The organism is Chitinophaga polysaccharea (genome assembly GCF_902150045.1).
Taxonomy (GTDB): Bacteria; Bacteroidota; Bacteroidia; order Chitinophagales; family Chitinophagaceae; genus Chitinophaga; species Chitinophaga polysaccharea_A.
Genome location: NZ_CABFVU010000001.1, coordinates 1,928,742 through 1,948,092, shown reverse-complemented (window position 1 = coordinate 1,948,092; position 19,351 = coordinate 1,928,742). Strand labels below are relative to the sequence as shown.

Sequence of the window (19,351 nt, the reverse complement as noted above, 5' to 3'; positions counted from 1 at the left end):
AATGTTTTTATTTAATTGTTCTATTAATAATCGCCGAGTGTTTCAGGCAATTGGGCCAGTGCTTTTGCCAGCTGATCATCGCTTGGGGCGATACCATGCCATTCGTGGTGGCCTTCCATAAAGTCGACCCCCTGACCCATAACGGTTTTCATAATAATGGCAATGGGTTTACCCTGGCCGGTGAAGCTCTTGGCCTTTTCCAGTGTAGCTACTACATCGTCCATATCATTACCATTCATGTGCAATACCTGCCATCCGAATACTTCGAATTTAGCGCCAACATCGCCAAGACCGGCAACATCGTCGGTAGTTCCATCAATTTGCTGACCATTCAGATCCACCGTGATGATAAGATTATCTACTTTATGATGAGGGGCAAACATCACTGATTCCCAGATCTGTCCTTCTTCCAGCTCACCATCGCCATGGAGGGAGAATACCAGGTGTTTATCGTTATTCAGTTTTTTAGCAAGCGCTGCGCCTATAGCCACGCTCATGCCTTGTCCCAGGGAACCGGAGGCGATACGTACGCCCGGTAAGTGTTCGTGGGTGGTGGGGTGTCCCTGCAGGCGGGAATTCAGCTTACGGAAAGTGTTCAGTTCCTGTACGGGGAAGTAGCCGGAACGCGCCAGGGCGCTATAGAACACCGGTGAAATATGACCATTGGACAGGAAGAAGAGGTCCTGGTTTTTACCATCCATATCAAATGGTTCTGGTTTGTGGTCCATCACCTTGAAATACAATGCGGTGAGAAAATCGGCGCAGCCTAATGACCCACCCGGGTGACCGCTTTGAACGCCGTGTACCATCCGTACAATGTCTCTCCTGACCTGAGTCGCAATATCTTGGAGCTGTGGCTGTGGCATGATAGTTGTTGATTTTGTGCCGCAAAACTAATAGAATTTCGTAGAATTTGTGGCCGTTGAATGTTTTTTTTGCGATCTCAAAGTATTAAAAAACTTGATTTTTTTAACGTTTCTTTTCATATTTCGTTGAAATTAATATCTTTGCACAATTAAGCCCCACTGATGGAGAATGTATTAATTGCCACCGTCCTGAGTTTTGTTGTTACCTATTTTTCTATTCCAATACTGATAAGAGTGGCGGAATTAAAGCACTTATACGACGAGCCGGACGAGAGAAAGACGCATAAACAGCGTATACCAACGCTTGGAGGAATCGGATTTTTCTCCGGATTTATAATCGCCACTGCTATCTGCGTACCCGCGTTAGCCAATTCCCCATTTCAATACATGATGGCAGCGTTCTTTATCATTTTCATGGTGGGGATGAAGGATGATATCGTAGGGCTGTCTCCGTTAAAGAAATTAATCGGGCAACTTGCTGCCTCTTTTGCCATTATTTACCTGGGTAACCTGCAGATAACCAGCATGTATGGTTTTTTGGGGATTTATGCCATGCCTCCCAATATCAGCCTGATGCTGACCTATTTCACTTTTATTGTGGTTATTAACGCTTTCAACCTGATAGACGGGGTAGACGGTCATGCCGGCAGCATTGGTTTACTGGTGAGTGCGGTATTGGGTGCTTATTTCCTGCATGTGGGCGAAATAACCTATGCGGTGATCGGTTTTGCGCTTGCAGGCGGCCTGGCCAGTTTCCTTATCTACAATATTTCTCCTGCCCGAATTTTTATGGGTGATACAGGATCCTTACTGATAGGGCTGGTAAATGCGGTGCTTGTGCTGAAATTTATTGATGTGGCAGGAAACCCTGCCGGTAAAATGCCCGTTGGAGCTACTCCGGCTGTGGCATTCGCCATCCTGATCGTACCCTTATTTGATACCTTACGCGTATTTGCTGTTCGTATGCTGCAGGGAAGATCTCCTTTCTCTGCCGACAGAAATCATATCCATCACTACCTGCTTGACCTGAAGCTTAACCACAGGCAAACCACGCTTGTTTCAGTAGCCATTAACGCTACTTACATACTCGGAGCATTTGTATTACAGGGAATGGGCGCTACCTTGCTGTTAATGGTCGTAATAGGTTCTGCCACCTTTTTTACAGGAATATTATACCTGGCACGCCGGAGGAAACTCGCTGTGAAAGCCATCCCCGAACCTGTTGTACAGCCAGCTGCGGCAACAGCCAAAGAAGCTACCAAAATATTGCGTGTTACAACAGAGGGTGTATTACAAGATAAATAATCCTTTGCTGCGGTTATTTGTAGGCATTTCTACTTCCATTATCAGGACCTTACTTTGACGATTAAAAGAAAACCTGTAGGTTTGCACGCACTTAACTATTTATGTTATGCAAGATGATCTAACGCTTATCATTGATGAAGCAGGGGACTCGATGAAAAAAGCTATCGGGCACCTGGAATTAGAACTTACAAAAATCAGAGCCGGGAAAGCCAACCCGCAAATACTGGATGGTATTTTTGTTGATTATTATGGCGCGCCTACCGCATTGAACCAGGTGGCTAATGTAAGCATCGCAGATGCCCGTACACTTACTATTCAGCCCTGGGAAAAAAATATGCTGCAACCAATTGAAAGAGCCATTATTGCTTCTAACATTGGTCTCAATCCACAAAACGACGGTGTTATCATCCGTTTATTTCTCCCGCCATTAACCGAAGAACGCAGGAAGGAATTTGTAAAAAGGGTGAATAATGAGGGTGAACAGGCAAAAGTAGCCATTAGGAATATTCGCAGGGATGCTATTGAAGCGGTTAAAAAATTGCAGAAAGACGGTTTGAGTGAAGATACTGCAAAAGATGCAGAAGCGGATATCCAACAGTTAACCGATAAGCATATTACGCTGATCGATAAACATTGTGAAGTAAAAGAGAAAGAAATTATGGCTATTTAACAAATAACAGCCTGGAAGAATATAACAGCGGAGATATTAACGGATAACAGTCCGGCTAATATCTCCGCTTTGTTTTAGGAATTATTTAGCCGGTGCAGCAGCCCTGCTGGCCCTGTTTACGAGGTAAACGCCAAGGAGGATAATTCCCATGCTCAGCACCTGGACCCAGGTAATTGTTTCATGCGCCAATAAGCCCCAGCCAACCGCTACTAACGGTAACGCATATGCCACCATGGAAGCAAGCATGGAGCCTGCCCTTTTAATCAGCAGGAAGAAGAGCACAGCTGCTATCCCTGTTCCCATTACTCCCAGTACAAGGCCTGCGGAAAGTGAGCGCCAGGGCGCATCAGGCCGTGCAAACTGCGGAAAGAAGTTACTAAACCAGAGTATGGGGAAAGTGAACACAGCGCAGAAGAACATCGCAATGGATCCCAGCTGCAGCGAACTAAGGCCCTGCAGCTTATGATGCACCATGCTGATATTAATACCATAACTTATAGTGGCCAGTATTACCAGCAGAGCATAATACCAGTGGCTGTTGGTATTGATACCTTTGGCCGTAAATAATAATACTACTCCCATCAATCCTACGAATATACCTGTGAGCTGCGCCTTTTTAAATGGGCTTTTAAAGAGAATGATACCGGATAACAGGGCCATTAATGGAGTTAGTGCATTCAGGATGCCGGCCAGGGAGCTGTCGATCTCCGTTTCTGCCAGGCAAAAAAGAAAGGCCGGAATGCCATTGCCCAGGGTGCCAGACAGGATGATAACAGGAAGCTTGTTTACAGGGACCTGTTTGAAGGCTTTCGGCAAAAAGGGACAAAGCGCTATGCCGGCTGCTACCAGTCTTAAGCTGGCTACCTGGTAAGCAGTAAATGATTCAAGGCCTATTTTCATCAATATAAAGGAACTGCCCCAAGTGAGTGATAACAGGAAGAACACTCCCCAATGGGCGAAACGTTGATGCATAATTGTTATTTTTCGAGTACAAAGGTGCAGGGATCCTTAATACCCAGCAAAATATAAATCGTGATAATCGCAACACTTCTGTCCTGATTTTGTTAAATTTATTTATAAGAATGCGCTACATGGGTAAAATCAAATTGTCTGCTATCAGCACATCAGCTCCCAAAAAGCTGGAAAAAGAAACCATTAAGGCAGTAACCCGGGAATTGCTGGAAGAACTTGATGAGCTCCAGAACCTGCTCTACGCCCAACATAAATACAGTGTATTGCTGGTGGTGCAGGGAATGGATGCCAGCGGGAAAGATGGGGTTATCAAAAATGTTACGGGTACCTTAAACCCGCAGGGATGCGTTGTTCACTCCTTCAAAGCGCCCAGCGCAGAGGAATCAGAGCACGATTTCCTTTGGAGGGTACATCAGCATGCCCCCGGAAAGGGCATGATCCAGGTGTTTAACCGCTCGCATTACGAAGATATCCTCATACAACGTGTGCATAAGTGGATTGACGATAAAATGGCTTTTAAACGGATGGAAGCTATTAACGATTTTGAAAAGCTGCTGACTGTTCATAATAATACGCACATCATAAAATGTTATCTGCACGTATCGAGGGAAGCGCAGCAGCAGCGCCTGGTGGAACGTACAGAAGATCCCCGTAAGATGTGGAAGTATAACGAAAATGACCTGACAGAGGCCAAGTTATGGGATAAATATATGGATGCCTATGAAGATGCTATCAATCATTGTAACTATGTACCATGGCTGATTGTACCTGCAGATCAGAACTGGTATAAGGAGTATCTCATTGCGCTAACGTTGAGGGATACACTGAAATCGCTGAAGATGAAATATCCCCGCTTAAAGAAATAATAACCTAATAATTAACGTGTTCGGTTATTATCCTTTAATTTTGTTCACTTATTTAACCAATAAAAACCTTGCATTATGTCGTTCATCAAAGAGTTTAAAGAGTTTGCCATGAAAGGCAATGTAATGGATCTTGCTGTGGGTGTGATTATAGGTGGTGCGTTTGGAAAGATTATTACATCCCTGGTAGATAATATCCTGATGCCTATTATCGGATTATTTACAAAGGGAAAGAATTTTAACGACGTCTTTTATGTATTGGACACAAGTAAGGGAGATGTGGCCACCCTGGCAGACGCAAAAGCCAAAGGCATCGCTGTATTTGCTTATGGTGCGTTTATACAGAGCGTGATTGATTTCCTGATCATTGCCTTCTGTATTTTCCTGCTGGTGAAATTTATGAACAGACTTACGAGGAAGAAGGAAGAAGCCCCGGCTGAACTGTCTACACAGGAAAAACTGCTCATGGAAATCCGTGATGAACTGAAGAAATCCAGATAAAATTTTTTAGCAATATCCCATCATTTCATTTTTCCCTTCCGGAAGAAGTGGGATAGTTATTACGTATACTCAACTTAAACACAATTTGATGAAAAAAATTACTTTATCCATTGCCTGCTGTATGCTACTGTTTACAGCCGTGCATGCGCAAAATGACTGGATGAAGACGTCGAGAGAAGAAGCTGCAGGTAAGATCAAGAAAGATCCTAATGACACGATTCCCAAATTATGGAGAAAGGGGATGAATATTAATGTAAACATCAACCAGGGATCACTGAGCAACTGGGCTGCAGGTGGTGATAACTTTGCGTTCTCCATCGGCTCCAATTTATTTGCATGGGCTTTTTATAAGAAAGGGAAACATTCCTGGGATAACGTAGCCGACCTGGCATATGGTTATATTAATACCACCAGTTTGGGAGGCCGGAAAAATGATGACCGTATAGACCTCACTTCCAAATACGGCTATGATATTGGTAGGAACTGGTATTTAAGCGGTTTGGTGAACCTGCGTACACAATTTACCAATGGTTACCTGTATCCGTCGGATACCACTCCGCAGCTGTCGTCCAAGTTCTTCTCCCCTGCTTATGTACTGGTGTCGCCGGGTTTTGATTATAAGCCCGATCCGTCATTTTCTTTATTCCTGTCGCCCGCTACTTCCCGTTTTGTGTTTGTAATGGATGATGTGCTCTCCAAACAAGGTGCTTACGGAGTAGATACGGGCTCGCATTTTAAATATGAAATAGGCGCCTACCTGTCTGCCAATTATATAAAAACCTTCGCCAAAAATATGACCTATAAGGGCCGGCTGGATTTATTTTCAGATTACCGGCATAACCTTGGGAATATAGATGTGTTTTTTACCAATGCATTGGAACTGAAGGTGAATAAGTGGATTTCAGCCCTGCTTACAGTAGATATGATATATGATGATGATGTAAAAGTATTTGAAAATAAGGAAACTGGTGTAATGGGTCCCCGCCTGCAAATAAAACAGGTAATAGGGATCGGCTTTGCAGCCAAGTTCTGATTCGGAGGAATTTTGTTATTTTTGATATCGCGCAGCGGCGCAGGAAAAAATCTGATGATCCTGTGCAGTTGTGCGATATCTTTTTTAAAAAACTTTAAACACATTACGTGAGCGAACAAGCACCTGTCTATAAGATCAAATTACCGCAATTTGAGGGTCCTTTCGACCTGTTGCTGTTCTTTATTGAACGTGATGAACTGGATATCTACAATATCCCTATCAACACCCTCACACAGGATTTCCTGGACTATATTCATCATATTGAATCGCTGAATATTGAACTGGCCAGCGAATTCATTCTCTTTGTATCCACCCTTATGCGTATAAAGGCGAAAATGCTGTTGCCCCGCAAGGAACTGGATGAGCAGGGAAATGAAATAGATCCCCGGATGGAACTGATAGACAAGATCCTGGAGTATAAGCGCTATAAACTGGCAGCTGCAGAACTGGCCGAAATGGAGGCCGACCGCATGCTGTCTGTAAAGCGGGGAAATATCGCCAAAGAACTGGCGGAGATCGGGGAACTGACCAGTGAAGGGACCGAAGTACAAACCCTTACTCTCTTCAAGCTGACAAAAACCTTTGAAAAGGTGATGCAGCGCATGAAAGAGCGTGATAACAAGCCCCAGCATGTTGTATACAAGTATGATTATACCATGGAAGGCTCCAGGATGTATATGGAGGAGCTGGCAAGGGCGGAGCGTACTTTATCTTTTGAAAAAATATTTGATCACTGTAAAGACCGGGTGCACGCCATTTTCCTGTTCCTGAGTATGCTTGAACTTGTGCAGATGAAGCATATGGGTATTATGGTGGGAGAAGGCAGAAATAATTTTATTATTGAATACATTGATCCTTCCGACAGGGAGGAGGAACCTGCAGGAACTTTAATAGATGGCTGAGAAACGTGAAAATATAGGAATTGTATCCTTACCGGAATACTCCCATGCAGACCCGGGATTTGTGGTGTCTGGCCTGTGTGAACTGGGTAACAGCTTTTTTGACCAGATAGGCGTGCCCCACCGGCACGACTTCTACACCATTTACTGGATTAAGAAGGGCAAGCTGCTGCATACCATTGATGCTGTTACACACGAAGTAAAGAAGAATACGCTTTTTTTTGTGGCGCCCGGCCAGGTGCATAACCTGCAGGCCACCGATAAAATAGACGGATACATGATTGCGTTCCGTGATGCCTTTATGTGTTTAAAAGATCAGACACAGGTATCCGGTATTAATTCAGGTTTATTTTTCAACAGCCAGTTCAGCAGTGTTATTCATATTGACGATGAGCAGGAAAAAGACATTGATGCTATTGTGCGCCTGATGCTGAAAGAGCTTACCCTGCGTGAGCCTGAATATGAAATGGCGCTCCACGGGTTGCTGCGCTATTTCCTGGTGCTGGCTTCCCGCATAAAGGGTGAAAATGTAGCCATCAGCCCGGAACAGCATGCTGCCCATAACAGCTCTATCTTCCTTAAATTTAAAAACCTTATAGAGGAAAAATACCAGGCATTAAAGACGGTGTCTGATTATGCAGGGCTTTTACATATCAAACCCGTGCTGCTGAATGAGATCAGTAAACAGTTATCCGGTATTACTGCCGGTGAACATATCCGCAACCGCGTGATCCTTGAAGCACAGCGCTACCTGTATAATACCGATCTTACAGCGAAAGAAATTGCCTATAAACTGGGCTTTGATGATCCGCATTATTTCAGCCGCTTTTTTAAAAAGTATACCAACCAGAGCCCTTCTGAATTTAAAGAGGTTTCCCGTACTTCTGTAAGCCCTTCGGCCTAAATTTTCCGCAATTTTTGAAAAAAGTCCATCAGCGGGAGAGTTTTATCCATTCTCAAACGGTGTTGTAACATGTATTTTTGTGTTGTCTTAAGGAGGCAAACAATATGAAAACACAAAAACATGTAAGCCAGATCGTAATCGCAGCTGCACCACATATGGTGGGCGACGGGTTCAGGGTACAAAGTACGCTCCCCGGCGGTACCCGGTCCGAAGGGAACAGGATCAGTCCTTTTATCATGATGGATTATGCGGCACCCAATTATATTCCACCGAGTGTAAGACCCAAAGGTGTTGGCGAGCATCCGCATAAAGGTTTTGAAACTGTTACCATCGTATACCAGGGAGAACTGGAGCATCGGGATTCTACCGGTAGCCATGGTTTATTGTTCCCTGGCGATGTTCAGTGGATGACTGCTGCCGGCGGTATTTTACATGAAGAAAAATACAGTGATGCATTCAGCAGGCAGGGCGGGAAAGTAGAGTTTGCCCAGTTATGGGTAAATCTTCCCCAAGCATTTAAAAATAATCCTCCCTCCTATCAGAATCTTACCAAAGCAGAAATACCTGTGATCAAGGTAAGTGAAGAAGGATATGTGAGAGTGATCGCTGGTGAGTATAATGGAGTGAAAGGAGCTGCCAGTACTTTCTCCCCGGTAAATGTGTATGATATTCATCTGAAGAAAGATGACAGGATCTCTATGAACATACCGGAAGGTTTTAACACTGCAGCAGTAGTATTCCAGGGAGAAGCAGATGTGAATGGTCAGTCGCTGAAAGGTGTGGAAACGGCCCTGTTTGAAAAGGAAGGCACAGAAATAACCATCACTGCGCTGAAAGATACCGCTATGCTGGTGTTGAGCGGTGAACCGATCGATGAGCCCATTTTTGCATATGGCCCGTTTGTAATGAATACAGAAGATGAGATCAGGACAGCAATAGATGATTATAATGCCGGTAAAATGGGTGTATTAAGCTAATTAAACATTTAATAATACTAAAAAAACAAAGTTATATGACAACCTGGAAAATTGATGCTTCGCACAGTGATGTGCAATTTAAGATCAAACACCTGATGATTACGACCGTAACCGGTCAGTTTGCAAAATTTGATGGTACCATGCAAACCGTTGATAACGATTTCAGTACTGCCAACATCACTTTTGAAGCAGACATCAACAGTATTTCCACACAGAATGCGCAGCGCGACGCTCACCTGCAGGCCGCTGATTTCTTTGAGGCAGAGAAATATCCCAAGCTCACCTTCGTGTCTAAAGAGGTGAAGAAAATAGATGCAGATACTTTTAAGCTGGTAGGTGATTTAACCATCCGCGATAATACCCGCCCTGTAGAGCTGAATGTTGAATTTGGTGGTGAAGTGGTAGATCCGTATGGCCAGACTAAAGCAGGATTTGAACTGAGCGGTAAAATCAACCGTAAAGATTTTGGTCTTACTTTCCACGCTACTACCGAAACCGGCGGTTTACTGCTGAGCGATGAAGTGAAGCTGCTGGCCAGCGTGCAGATGATAAAACAACAATAAAATGGATGGCTTTGACAGAGCCGGATAAGATAGGGTATTAGGAATTGACAGCAATAATATAAGAATCAATTGCCAGGAACCATGTATAGCTGCACAGGAAACTGTGCAGCTTTTTTATGCGCTTTGGCCGCCCGGGTAGCTCCGGCGTTTTTTATTGCCGATTAATTTGTAATTTGGGCCTCCGCACTGATTTTTCTAACAGGAAAAAATAAAAATTAAACATGAAAAGATTTGCATCTGCCAATTGGCAAGGTACCGGTAAAGAAGGTAAAGGCACTTTAACTTCCCAGTCAACTGTGTTAAACAAGACCCAGTACTCTTTCAGCAGCCGTTTTGAAGATGGCATTGGTACTAACCCTGAAGAACTGATTGCTGCAGCACATGCCGGCTGCTTTACTATGAAACTGAGCTTTGTGATCACTGGCGCCGGTTTTACACCTGGTAACATTGATACCAAATGCACCATCACCCTGGATAATGGAGCTATTACCACCAGCCACCTGGAAGTAACTGCCAGCGTGGAAGGCCTGGATGCCGCCAAGTTCGCTGAATTTGTAGCGGATGCAGAAGCTAACTGCCCGGTGAGCAAAGTGCTGAATGCAACCATTACCACAGATGCCAAACTGGTGTAAATAAGCGCCTGAAATCGTTACTGCGTTACGGATTTTTCATATGCATACTGTTTTTTTGAAAGCAGTTACTGCATTGAAAGATCCGTATTTTTTTGTCCACGTTTTTCAACATATGATCCATTCCCGGCGCCTTCGTTTATAGCGATATTTGTACTGTTAAAAACAAAGGAGATCAGTTATGAAAAAAGTTATTCATCGTGCAGATACCAGGGGATATGCCAACCACGGCTGGTTGAAGAGTCATCACACTTTCAGTTTTGCCAATTATTATGATCCCAACAGGATCCATTTTGGCGCATTGCGTGTGTTGAACGATGATGCTGTAAAAGGCGGAATGGGTTTTGGCGCGCATCCTCACGATAATATGGAAATTGTATCCATTGTGCTGAACGGAGAGTTGGCACACAGCGATAATACCGGCAATAAAGAAGTGATCCGTAAAAATGATGTGCAGATTATGAGTGCCGGCACAGGCGTTGTTCACTCAGAATTTAATGCGTCTAAAACAGATGATGTGAATTTCCTGCAGATATGGATAATACCTAAAGAAAGGAATGTGACACCCCGTTACGATCAGAGAACATTTGATCCTACCGCCCGTGAAAACGCCTTACAGGTGGTGATTTCACCAGACAAAAACGCAGGTGGGCTCTGGTTGAACCAGGATGCATGGTTTACATTGGGTAAGTATGAAGCCGGTAAAAAACTCGATATTACAGCAAAGGCACCCAACATCGGCAGCTATTTGTTTTTGCTCAGCGGTGAATTAAAGGTAGATGGAGAAACATTAAGCACACGTGATGCGATCGGGTTATCTGAGTATGATAAAGCAGGTATTGAAGTGGTCAAACCGGCAGAGTTTTTGCTGATAGATGTGCCAATGCTGAACTAATCATACCGTTATCTACTAACCCAATATATCTAAAGGAAGATCAGTCGTTTCGGCTGGTCTTTTTTTTATATTTTTATCGGCATCTGCATTCATTGAAATTTTTAAAGTCACCCGGGAATTATGTTATTAGCTACAGATCTGGACGGTACATTTTTAGGAGGTACATCAGAAGATAAAGAGAAATTATACAGTTTATTGCGGCAGCAAAAGGAGATACAGCTGGTATTTGTAACCGGAAGAGGAATACGCAGTGTGTTGTCGTTACTGGAAGATAATACTTTGCCACGGCCTGAATATATTATCTGTGATGTAGGCGCTACGGTAACCCACCTGCCTACGTTAACTGCGGTAGAGCCGGTGCAATCAGATATTGCAGCCAAATGGCCGGGAGAACAGGTGAGGGAAACCCTGAAAACAGTAAGAGGATTACTGCACCAGGAAGCGCATCAGCAGTACCGCTGTTCTTACTATTATGATAACAGCACAGATATAGACAGTGCGCGTGAAATCGCAGCATCATTGCAATGCGACCTGGTTTTATCTGCCGGTAAATACCTCGATATATTACCTGCCGGAGTGAACAAGGGATTTACACTGAAACAGTTGTTACAGGTGCTGGCATTGCCGCATCAGAAGGTGCTGGTGGCCGGCGATTCCATGAACGATTACTCGATGTATGAAACCGGGTTCAAGGGTGTGGTAGTGGGTGATTCGGAGCCCGAATTAGTAGCCCGTACTGCAGGAATGCCGCATGTATTACAGGCACAGCGGCCCGGCGCCGGAGGAATTCTGGAAGCGATGGATTTTTTTCCTGAATTCGGAATTTATCTGTAAAAAGGTGGAAGCAGAATAGAAAAAGATTGTACCTTAGAACAGGTCTTTTCGGATAAAAAATGGCTATTGACAACAACGCTTGGTATGATGAATAGTTCTTTAATCATCATTTAAATTGATAAATCAATACACCATGGAAATTACAACTCCCACCGAAGAACTGCACCAGCAGTTAAATTCCTGGAAAGAAGAAGTAAACGAAGTAAGAAACGAAGTAAAAATGATGCGGGAGCGGCTGGAACAGATCGCGCTCAGCAAAGCTTCCAGGGATGTAATGACACAGGTTGAACATTTTGAAAACCGTTTACTGCGTGAACGTGAAGTAGCGGATGAATTGCATCATGACATTAAGCAATGTGCCAAAAGAGTGGCCAACACTCCGGTAACAGTGATACATGACGACCGGCCCATTGATGACTTTCAGACCATACAGCACCGTATGGAAATTTTCAGAAAATTATATTTATCATTAAAGGAAGAGTTCAATCAATTTATACCTTGCGAGGTATAGTTACTGGAGGGCTTTTACTTTGTGCTCAATTTTATGAATGATCTCATCCAGTTGAAGGGTGGATTCATGCAGCCATTCCATGAGCTGGGTGTTGAGATGCAGATCCTGGTTGCTTTTATCGAACAGGCCGGCAATACTGAGTATAGATACTACAGGTCGGCGTATTTCATGTGAGTTGATCCAGGCAATTTCTTTTAACGCTTTATTTTGTTCTTCAAGCTGGGTGGCTTGTTTTAGGAGCCTGTCGTGGGTAAGCTGTGCCTGCTGCTCATAGCGCATGCCAAGCTCACGCGCTTCTTTTACTGCTTTCATTTGTGCATCCACATCCCTGGCCATAATAAAGCGGGCGCTTTTGCCATAATAAGTGGCAGGAAGAGAGTAGATCTCTACAAAGAAATTAACACCGTCCTTTTTACGGTGTTTCCAGATACCCCTGTATTCATCGCCGCTGCAAAATTCTGCAGCGTTTTCCATGAACAATGGTATGTCTTCCTGATTACGTATATCCTTTAACGTTAGTCGTAGGAATTCTTTTTTGCTATAACCATATTTTTCAGCGGCCGCATTGTTAACAGATAAAAAGCGCATGGTAGCTTTTTCATAGATCCACATAGGGATGGGGTATTCATTGAAGAGTCGTTCAAACTGAAGGGAATGCTTATCAAATAAGAAGGTGGTAATGAGCAACAGGGCAAATACACTGCAGAGGGCCACTATATTGAATGATAGTAATAGTGATGATGGATGGAATGTATGTGTAAGTAGCAGGTAGCCGTTTGTTACAATAACTACAAGCAGCAATGACAGGCATATAATTTTTATTGGGGCATTCCGCATCACCTGATTTTCCACATAATTTAGCTAAAATTTTAGCAATCGAAAAAAACAATATCAGATCCTTGTGATTGATACTATTTTTTACATTATGTGATTTTATAATTCAAGGATTATCTCATCGCTTGCAGGGTACCCTACACAAGTAAGCACCAGGCCCTCGGCCAACTCTTTGTCTGTAAGCACCTCATTGACGGGCATCCATACTTTGCCGCTTACACATTGCGCTGTACAGGAACCGCATACCCCGCCTTTGCAGCTGTAAGGCAGTAACACGTTGTGGGCAAGCGCATAGCTCAGGATAGTTTCGTTACCGGGAACAGCGAGCTTATATTCTGCATTACGATAACGGATGATTACCTGTTTCGGATCGTGATCCTGTGGCAGCTGTGTTTTAGCGATCCTGGTATCCGTATTTACCACGAAGTTCTCTTTGTGCAGCTGGGCTTCGCTGAAGCCCATAAATGTGAGTGTGAGCAGGATAGTACGCATGTAATCGGGAGGCCCGCAAAGGAAGAACTGTGCATCTTCCCGGCGGTAACGAAGATGTGCATTTACCAGTTGCTCCAGTAAAATATTGTTGAGCCTTCTGTAGGTATGAAGACTATCAGGATCGTTACTGAAAAGCCATATACATTCCAATTGGCTGGGGTAGCGGCTTTGCCAGTTTTGAAGCGCTTCACGGAAGATAGTTCTTTCCGGTGTGGTGTTGCTGTAAATCAGTTTAACATGGACATTTTCCTCTGTTGCAAGTATATGTTTGAGCAGCGAAAATACAGGTGTAATACCGCTTCCTGCGGCCAGCAGGAAAATATCTTTCCTGGTATTGTCAGACTTTTCATAGGTGAACCTGCCGGATGGTTCGAGGGCGGTAACAATATCGTTTACTTTCCAGTTGTGAATAAGATGTCGTGATATTTCCCCGTTTTCTTTTTCGCGTATTGTTACAGAAAGATAGGGATCCACGCCCGGTGTGGAACTGAAAGAATAGGAGCGCCTGTATTCTTTGTTATTAAGGGTGATGAGGAAAGTAAGGAATTGCCCTGCGAGATATACCAGTGGTTCCGGCGATGTATTTTCCAGCTTATAAGTATAAGTACCGGGTGTTTCGCGTATGATCTCCGTTATCCTGAGCTGAAAGTACATGGTATAAAAAAGTTTAGCTATTCCGCTATTCAATTTCCGGGAAATCAAATGGCTGAATAGCTAAATAACTAAATTCTTTTATTAAATGGTGACAGTAATTTTTTCTTTCAGCATATCCCTGGTGGCGCTTGCAATACCGGCTGCATCGTAACCACATTCGCGGTATAATTCTTCCGGCTTACCGTGTTCCACAATTTTATCAGGAATGCCTAATCTTCTAACAGCTGCCTTATAGTTGTTGGATACCATGAATTCGATAACGGCGCTGCCGAAGCCTCCTGCAATGGTGCCATCTTCAACAGTAATTACTTTGTCGAACGACTGGAAAATATCATGTAACATGGCTTCATCCAATGGTTTTACGAAGCGCATATCGTAATGAGCGGGTTGTAGCCCGTCTCCTACAAGTTCTTTACATGCTTCCGCCACGAAGTTGCCGGTGTGCCCCAGGGAAAGGATAGCGATATCCTTTCCGTCACGTATTTTGCGGCCTGTACCTGGTTTGATCGCCTTAAATGGTGTACGCCATTCCGGCATTACGCCCTGGCCGCGTGGGTAACGGATTACATAGGGCTGGTCATTTTCCGGCAGTTGAGCGCTGTACATCAGGTTACGGAGCTCTTCCTCGTTCATGGGGGCGCTGATAATAACATTGGGAATACTGCGCATATAGGCAATATCGTAGGCGCCATGATGGGTAGGCCCGTCTTCTCCTACCAGTCCGGCCCTGTCGAGGCAGAATATCACTGGTAGCTTTTGGATGGCCACGTCATGTACGGCCTGATCAAAGGCGCGTTGGAAGAAGGAGGAGTAGATGTTGCAGAAAACGCGCATGCCCTGGGTGGCCATTCCGGCTGAGAGGGTAACCGCGTGTTGTTCGCAGATGCCCACATCAAATGCCCTTTGCGGCATTTTCTCCATCATAAATTTGAGGGAGGAACCGGAAGGCATGGCTGGGGTGATACCGATAATTTTATCGTTTTGTTCTGCAAGCTCAATGATGGTATGGCCAAAAACGTCCTGGTATTTAGGAGGTTGGGGGCTGGTAACCGGTTTTTTGAATATTTCGCCGGTGATTTTATCAAAAAGGCCTGGTGCATGCCAGGTGGTCTGGTCTTTTTCTGCGAGGGCATAGCCTTTACCTTTGGTGGTAACGATGTGCAGCAGCTTCGGACCGGGAATATCTTTCAGATCCTGGAGGGTATCGGCCAGTTTGGTGATGTTATGGCCATCGATGGGGCCAAAGTAGCGCATCTTCAGTGCTTCGAAGAGGTTGCTGGATTTTGACACCACGCCTTTGAGGCTGGCTTCCAGTTTGGAGGCCATGTCGCGGGTAAATTTCTTTCCTACAGGTAATTTGCCAAGCAGGTTCCACACATCATCCCTTACTTTGTTGTAGGTGGGTGAAGTGGTGATATCTGTCAGGTATTCTTTCAGCGCGCCCACATTAGGATCTATGGACATGCAGTTGTCGTTCAGGATGATCAGCACATTGGCGTTTGCCACACCTGCGTGATTAAGGGCTTCGAATGCCATACCGGCGGTCATAGCGCCATCGCCGATCACTGCAATATGCTGGCGGTCGAACTCCCCTTTATAGTGGGAGGCCATTGCCATACCAAGGGCAGCAGAGATAGAGGTAGACGAATGGCCTACACCAAAGGTATCGTAACGGCTTTCATCCCTTTTGGGAAACCCGCTGAGGCCCTTGTATTTCCGGTTGGTAGGAAATGATTCCCGGCGCCCGGTAAGGATCTTATGTCCATATGCCTGATGCCCTACATCCCATACCAGCTGATCGTATGGGGTATTAAATACATAATGCAAAGCGACTGTTAGCTCCACTACACCGAGACTGGCAGCAAAATGACCACCATGCACACTTACTACGTCAATAATGTATTGACGCAGCTCCTCACATACCTGGTGAAGCTGTTCTTTACTCAGCTTTCGCAAATCAGCGGGATATTCTATCTGGCTCAACAGTTGACCTGCCTTAATATTCATAATTGGGCTCAGGGTTTATATGAAGTAACAAAAATACATAAAAATAAGTGGTAAATAGTGTAACTATGACAGGAAAATAGGTCCGTTCCGTGATATCTCACCATTCAGATACAGTCATCTGCCATTTACCTTTTCTGATTCACCATTTATAACATTTAGGTTTCTGCAGGGGGCGCTGTAGGGTATTTTTGGAATATAGGTGAAGTTTACTAATTTGATTGAATGTTTAAACAAATAAACAAATATTGGTGGTGCCAGATATTGGGGTGGTCGGCATATTTTCTGATCAATGTTTTCTTCGCCTTTTCTGTTTACAGAAAAACGTCACCGGACGCGGCTTATTATCTGAACCTGGTAATTTTTGTTTTATTCGGATTTATAGCCACCCACCTGTTCCGCAACCTCATTCACAGGTTTGCGTGGGTGAACTATAATTTTGAGAACCAGATCTTATTGTTTATCGGGTTAATGACGGGGTCGGGACTGGTATCATATATCGGCTATTACTTTTTTGGGATATACCTGTTACACTTATCGGATACGCCCATCCAGGTGGGGATTGTGGGTTCTTTCCTGATCACTACCATCTGGTGGTTTCTTTATTTTATCTGGCATTATATCGAGAGGAACCGAAGGTCGCAGGTAGATCAGCTGAAGCTGGAAGCTACGGTGAAGGAGCTGGAGCTGAAAACGATCAAGGCTCAGCTGAACCCGCATTTTATTTTTAACGCGCTGAACAGTATCCGGGCGCTGGTAGATGAAAACCCTCAAAGGGCAAGAACTGCCATCACAGAGCTTTCCAACATCCTGCGAAGCTCTATGCAAACGGAGAAAGCGGAAACTGTGAGCCTGGAAAATGAATTGAATATAGTAAAGGATTACCTTGCATTGGAGCATATCCGTTTTGAAGAGCGGCTGAGTGTAAAGTATGAGATAGACCCGGATACACTGGAATTGCAGGTGCCGCCGATGATGTTGCAAACATTGGTGGAAAATGCCATTAAACACGGTATTTCCAGGATTGTCAGGGGCGGGTCGGTGTATATTCAGTCTTCCCTGAAAGGGATGCAGCATGTGATTACCATTGAGAATACCGGCCAGATCGTAGAGAACGGTATGAACGGGCACGGGTTTGGTTTACAAAGTACCCGGCAGCGGCTGGGCCTTTTATTTGGAAGCAGGGCTTCCTTTGAAATCAGGAATAAAGATGAGCAAACGGTAGAAGCTACCGTAGTGATGCCTTTGCTCTGAATCGCTTGTTATAAACTGCTATGGCCGGATAAACCGGTTGTAGCGACTATTTTTAAATCAATTAAATCATCAACCAAACTTCATATTGCCAATGAAAAAAGCATTGATAATAGATGATGAACGCCTGGCCAGGAGTGAATTGAAAAAATTACTGGCAGATCACCCGGAGATAGTGGTGGTAGGAGAAGCTGTGAACGCGAAGGATGGTATAGAAAAGATAGAAACGCTCCATCCCGACTTACTGTTCCTGGATATCCAGATGCCCGATAAAACGGGTTTTGACCTGTTGGCAGACCTGGAGAAAACGCCGCAGGTGATTTTTACTACTGCATATGATGAGTATGCGTTGAAAGCATTTGAGTACAATGCGCTGGACTACCTGTTGAAGCCGGTAGAGCCCAAGCGGCTGGCAGATGCCATTCATAAGCTGCATCAGCAGGATGAGAAAGACCGTATGGCTGCCAATGGCGGTATCCGTTCCCTGCTGTCTGAAAACGACCAGGTGTTTGTGAAAGATGGCGACAGGTGCTGGTTTGTGAAGTTGCAGGAGATCCGGCTGTTCGAAAGCGTGGGTAACTACGCCCGGGTATATTTTGAAACAAATAAGCCGTTGATCCTCAAATCATTGAATGCATTGGAAGAAAGGCTGGATGAGCGTACCTTTTTCCGCGCAAACCGGAAACATATTGTGAATCTGCGAATGATCGAGAAAATCGATACTTACTTTAACGGAGGCCTGTTGCTGGAAATGCGCGGGGGCGAAAAAATTGAGGTAAGCCGCAGGCAGGCAGTGAAGTTTAAGGAAATGATGAGCCTGTAAGTTCTTGTTACCGGCTAATAAAGACGAATGACAGCAGATTCCCTGCTGTCATTCGTCTTATATCTTAGAATTTATTTTTTATGCTTTCACGGGAACAGAATGCACTGCATCTGCCAGTTCCTTGATGAGGGAAAGGTCTTTCTCGATAGCGTTACCTACTACGAGGATATCAGCACCTGCTTTACAATTCAGGTAGGCTTTTTCCGCATCCCTGATACCTCCTCCTACTATGATGGGAGCCTGTACCTGGCTGGCTACACGGCTGATCATACTTTCTGTAATGGGTACCCGGGCGCCGCTGCCGGCATCCATATAAATCACCTTCATACCCAGCATCTCGCCTGCAATGGCGGTACACATGGCTATATCCGCCTTGTCTGCCGGGATGGGCATGGTATTACTGATATAAGATACGGTTGTAGGTGCTCCACCGTCAATTACCATATAACCGGTAGAAATAACTTCCAGGCCGCTTTTCTTCACAGCCGCCGCGGATACCACATGCTGGCCGATCAGTAATTCGGGGTTTCTGCCGGAAATTACAGACAGGTAAAGCAGGGCATCAGCATATTTTGATACCTGTGAAGGGCTTCCGGGGAATAGTACAACGGGAATGTTGCAACTGGCTTTCAGCTGTTGCACGCAGTCATCAAGATGATCGGAGATCACCAGGCTACCTCCAAGGAAGATATAATCAACTTTGGCAGCCGTGCATTTATCTGCAATCTCTATGATTCCGGCAGGTGTAACCTTATCGGGATCAATTAAAACCGCGAATGCCTTTTCCTTTTTAGCCTTTCTTTCGATGAACGAAGTGTATATGTTATTGTACATCAATAGCGCATTGTTCCGGTTGTCGCAAATGTATAAT

At 44.5% G+C, this 19,351-nt stretch carries 21 protein-coding genes; 15 read left to right on the top strand and 6 right to left on the bottom strand.

Annotation, left to right across the window (positions count from 1 at the left end; all coding sequences use genetic code 11):
- Window positions 1-23 precede the first annotated feature (23 nt).
- The gene (locus tag FN124_RS07870; RefSeq protein WP_142684180.1) at window positions 24-866 is read right to left on the bottom strand and encodes a transketolase; all 843 of its coding nucleotides are present in this window, start codon (window positions 864-866) and stop codon (window positions 24-26) included.
- Between the two features lie 162 nt (window positions 867-1,028).
- Between FN124_RS07870 and FN124_RS07865 the strand changes: the two genes are divergently transcribed.
- Both FN124_RS07865 and frr read left to right on the top strand, forming a co-directional pair.
- Complete coding sequence (locus FN124_RS07865; RefSeq protein ID WP_142684179.1) at window positions 1,029-2,171, top strand: glycosyltransferase family 4 protein; 1,143 nt, start codon at window positions 1,029-1,031, stop codon at window positions 2,169-2,171.
- Between the two features lie 106 nt (window positions 2,172-2,277).
- On the top strand, window positions 2,278-2,841 hold the full coding sequence (gene frr, locus FN124_RS07860) for a ribosome recycling factor (protein ID WP_142684178.1): 564 nt from the start codon (window positions 2,278-2,280) through the stop codon (window positions 2,839-2,841).
- 81 nt (window positions 2,842-2,922) lie between these two features.
- Here the strand turns inward: frr and FN124_RS07855 are convergent, their stop codons facing one another.
- Complete coding sequence (locus FN124_RS07855) at window positions 2,923-3,813, bottom strand: DMT family transporter (protein ID WP_142684177.1); 891 nt, start codon at window positions 3,811-3,813, stop codon at window positions 2,923-2,925.
- Between the two features lie 119 nt (window positions 3,814-3,932).
- Here FN124_RS07855 and FN124_RS07850 point away from each other — a divergent pair, with 119 nt between their 5' ends.
- From FN124_RS07850 to FN124_RS07800, 11 genes are all read left to right on the top strand, one after another.
- The gene (locus tag FN124_RS07850; protein ID WP_142684176.1) at window positions 3,933-4,679 is read left to right on the top strand and encodes a PPK2 family polyphosphate kinase; all 747 of its coding nucleotides are present in this window, start codon (window positions 3,933-3,935) and stop codon (window positions 4,677-4,679) included.
- A 75-nt stretch (window positions 4,680-4,754) separates the two neighbouring features.
- Entirely contained in the window at window positions 4,755-5,177 is a 423-nt protein-coding gene (gene mscL / locus FN124_RS07845; protein ID WP_142684175.1) for a large conductance mechanosensitive channel protein MscL, read from the top strand.
- 88 nt (window positions 5,178-5,265) lie between these two features.
- Window positions 5,266-6,210: a DUF3078 domain-containing protein gene (locus FN124_RS07840; protein WP_142684174.1), complete on the top strand. Its 945-nt coding sequence runs from the start codon at window positions 5,266-5,268 to the stop codon at window positions 6,208-6,210.
- A gap of 107 nt (window positions 6,211-6,317) precedes the next feature.
- Window positions 6,318-7,112, top strand: coding sequence for a segregation and condensation protein A (locus tag FN124_RS07835; protein ID WP_142684173.1), 795 nt, complete (start codon window positions 6,318-6,320; stop codon window positions 7,110-7,112).
- Window positions 7,105-8,013: a helix-turn-helix domain-containing protein gene (locus tag FN124_RS07830; RefSeq protein ID WP_142684172.1), complete on the top strand. Its 909-nt coding sequence runs from the start codon at window positions 7,105-7,107 to the stop codon at window positions 8,011-8,013. Before FN124_RS07835 ends, FN124_RS07830 begins: the two co-directional genes overlap by 8 nt.
- Before the next feature lie 104 nt (window positions 8,014-8,117).
- Window positions 8,118-8,990: a pirin family protein gene (locus FN124_RS07825; protein ID WP_142684171.1), complete on the top strand. Its 873-nt coding sequence runs from the start codon at window positions 8,118-8,120 to the stop codon at window positions 8,988-8,990.
- 35 nt (window positions 8,991-9,025) lie between these two features.
- Window positions 9,026-9,553, top strand: coding sequence for a YceI family protein (locus FN124_RS07820; protein WP_142684170.1), 528 nt, complete (start codon window positions 9,026-9,028; stop codon window positions 9,551-9,553).
- Between the two features lie 221 nt (window positions 9,554-9,774).
- Complete coding sequence (locus FN124_RS07815) at window positions 9,775-10,185, top strand: OsmC family protein (protein ID WP_079469807.1); 411 nt, start codon at window positions 9,775-9,777, stop codon at window positions 10,183-10,185.
- Window positions 10,186-10,363: 178 nt separating this feature from the next.
- Window positions 10,364-11,077, top strand: a complete 714-nt coding sequence (locus FN124_RS07810; RefSeq protein ID WP_142684169.1) for a pirin family protein — start codon at window positions 10,364-10,366, stop codon at window positions 11,075-11,077.
- Between the two features lie 120 nt (window positions 11,078-11,197).
- Window positions 11,198-11,911 carry an HAD-IIB family hydrolase gene (locus tag FN124_RS07805; RefSeq protein WP_142684168.1) on the top strand — a complete coding sequence of 238 codons (714 nt, stop codon included), beginning with the start codon at window positions 11,198-11,200 and terminating at the stop codon, window positions 11,909-11,911.
- Window positions 11,912-12,044: 133 nt separating this feature from the next.
- Window positions 12,045-12,422, top strand: a complete 378-nt coding sequence (locus FN124_RS07800) for a hypothetical protein (protein WP_142684167.1) — start codon at window positions 12,045-12,047, stop codon at window positions 12,420-12,422.
- On the opposite strand, the gene FN124_RS07795 is transcribed toward FN124_RS07800, so the two are convergent.
- From FN124_RS07795 to dxs, 3 genes are all read right to left on the bottom strand, one after another.
- Window positions 12,423-13,223: a PAS domain S-box protein gene (locus FN124_RS07795; RefSeq protein ID WP_185937126.1), complete on the bottom strand. Its 801-nt coding sequence runs from the start codon at window positions 13,221-13,223 to the stop codon at window positions 12,423-12,425. It lies immediately after the preceding gene.
- Between the two features lie 132 nt (window positions 13,224-13,355).
- Window positions 13,356-14,402: a flavin reductase family protein gene (locus tag FN124_RS07790; RefSeq protein WP_142684165.1), complete on the bottom strand. Its 1,047-nt coding sequence runs from the start codon at window positions 14,400-14,402 to the stop codon at window positions 13,356-13,358.
- A gap of 81 nt (window positions 14,403-14,483) precedes the next feature.
- Window positions 14,484-16,409 carry a 1-deoxy-D-xylulose-5-phosphate synthase gene (gene dxs, locus FN124_RS07785; protein WP_142684164.1) on the bottom strand — a complete coding sequence of 642 codons (1,926 nt, stop codon included), beginning with the start codon at window positions 16,407-16,409 and terminating at the stop codon, window positions 14,484-14,486.
- A gap of 222 nt (window positions 16,410-16,631) precedes the next feature.
- Here dxs and FN124_RS07780 point away from each other — a divergent pair, with 222 nt between their 5' ends.
- Window positions 16,632-17,660, top strand: coding sequence for a sensor histidine kinase (locus FN124_RS07780; RefSeq protein WP_142684163.1), 1,029 nt, complete (start codon window positions 16,632-16,634; stop codon window positions 17,658-17,660).
- Between the two features lie 91 nt (window positions 17,661-17,751).
- Window positions 17,752-18,480 carry a LytR/AlgR family response regulator transcription factor gene (locus tag FN124_RS07775; protein WP_142684162.1) on the top strand — a complete coding sequence of 243 codons (729 nt, stop codon included), beginning with the start codon at window positions 17,752-17,754 and terminating at the stop codon, window positions 18,478-18,480.
- 78 nt (window positions 18,481-18,558) lie between these two features.
- On the opposite strand, the gene FN124_RS07770 is transcribed toward FN124_RS07775, so the two are convergent.
- Window positions 18,559-19,314: a phosphoglycerol geranylgeranyltransferase gene (locus FN124_RS07770; RefSeq protein ID WP_142684161.1), complete on the bottom strand. Its 756-nt coding sequence runs from the start codon at window positions 19,312-19,314 to the stop codon at window positions 18,559-18,561.
- Window positions 19,315-19,351: the final 37 nt, after the last annotated feature.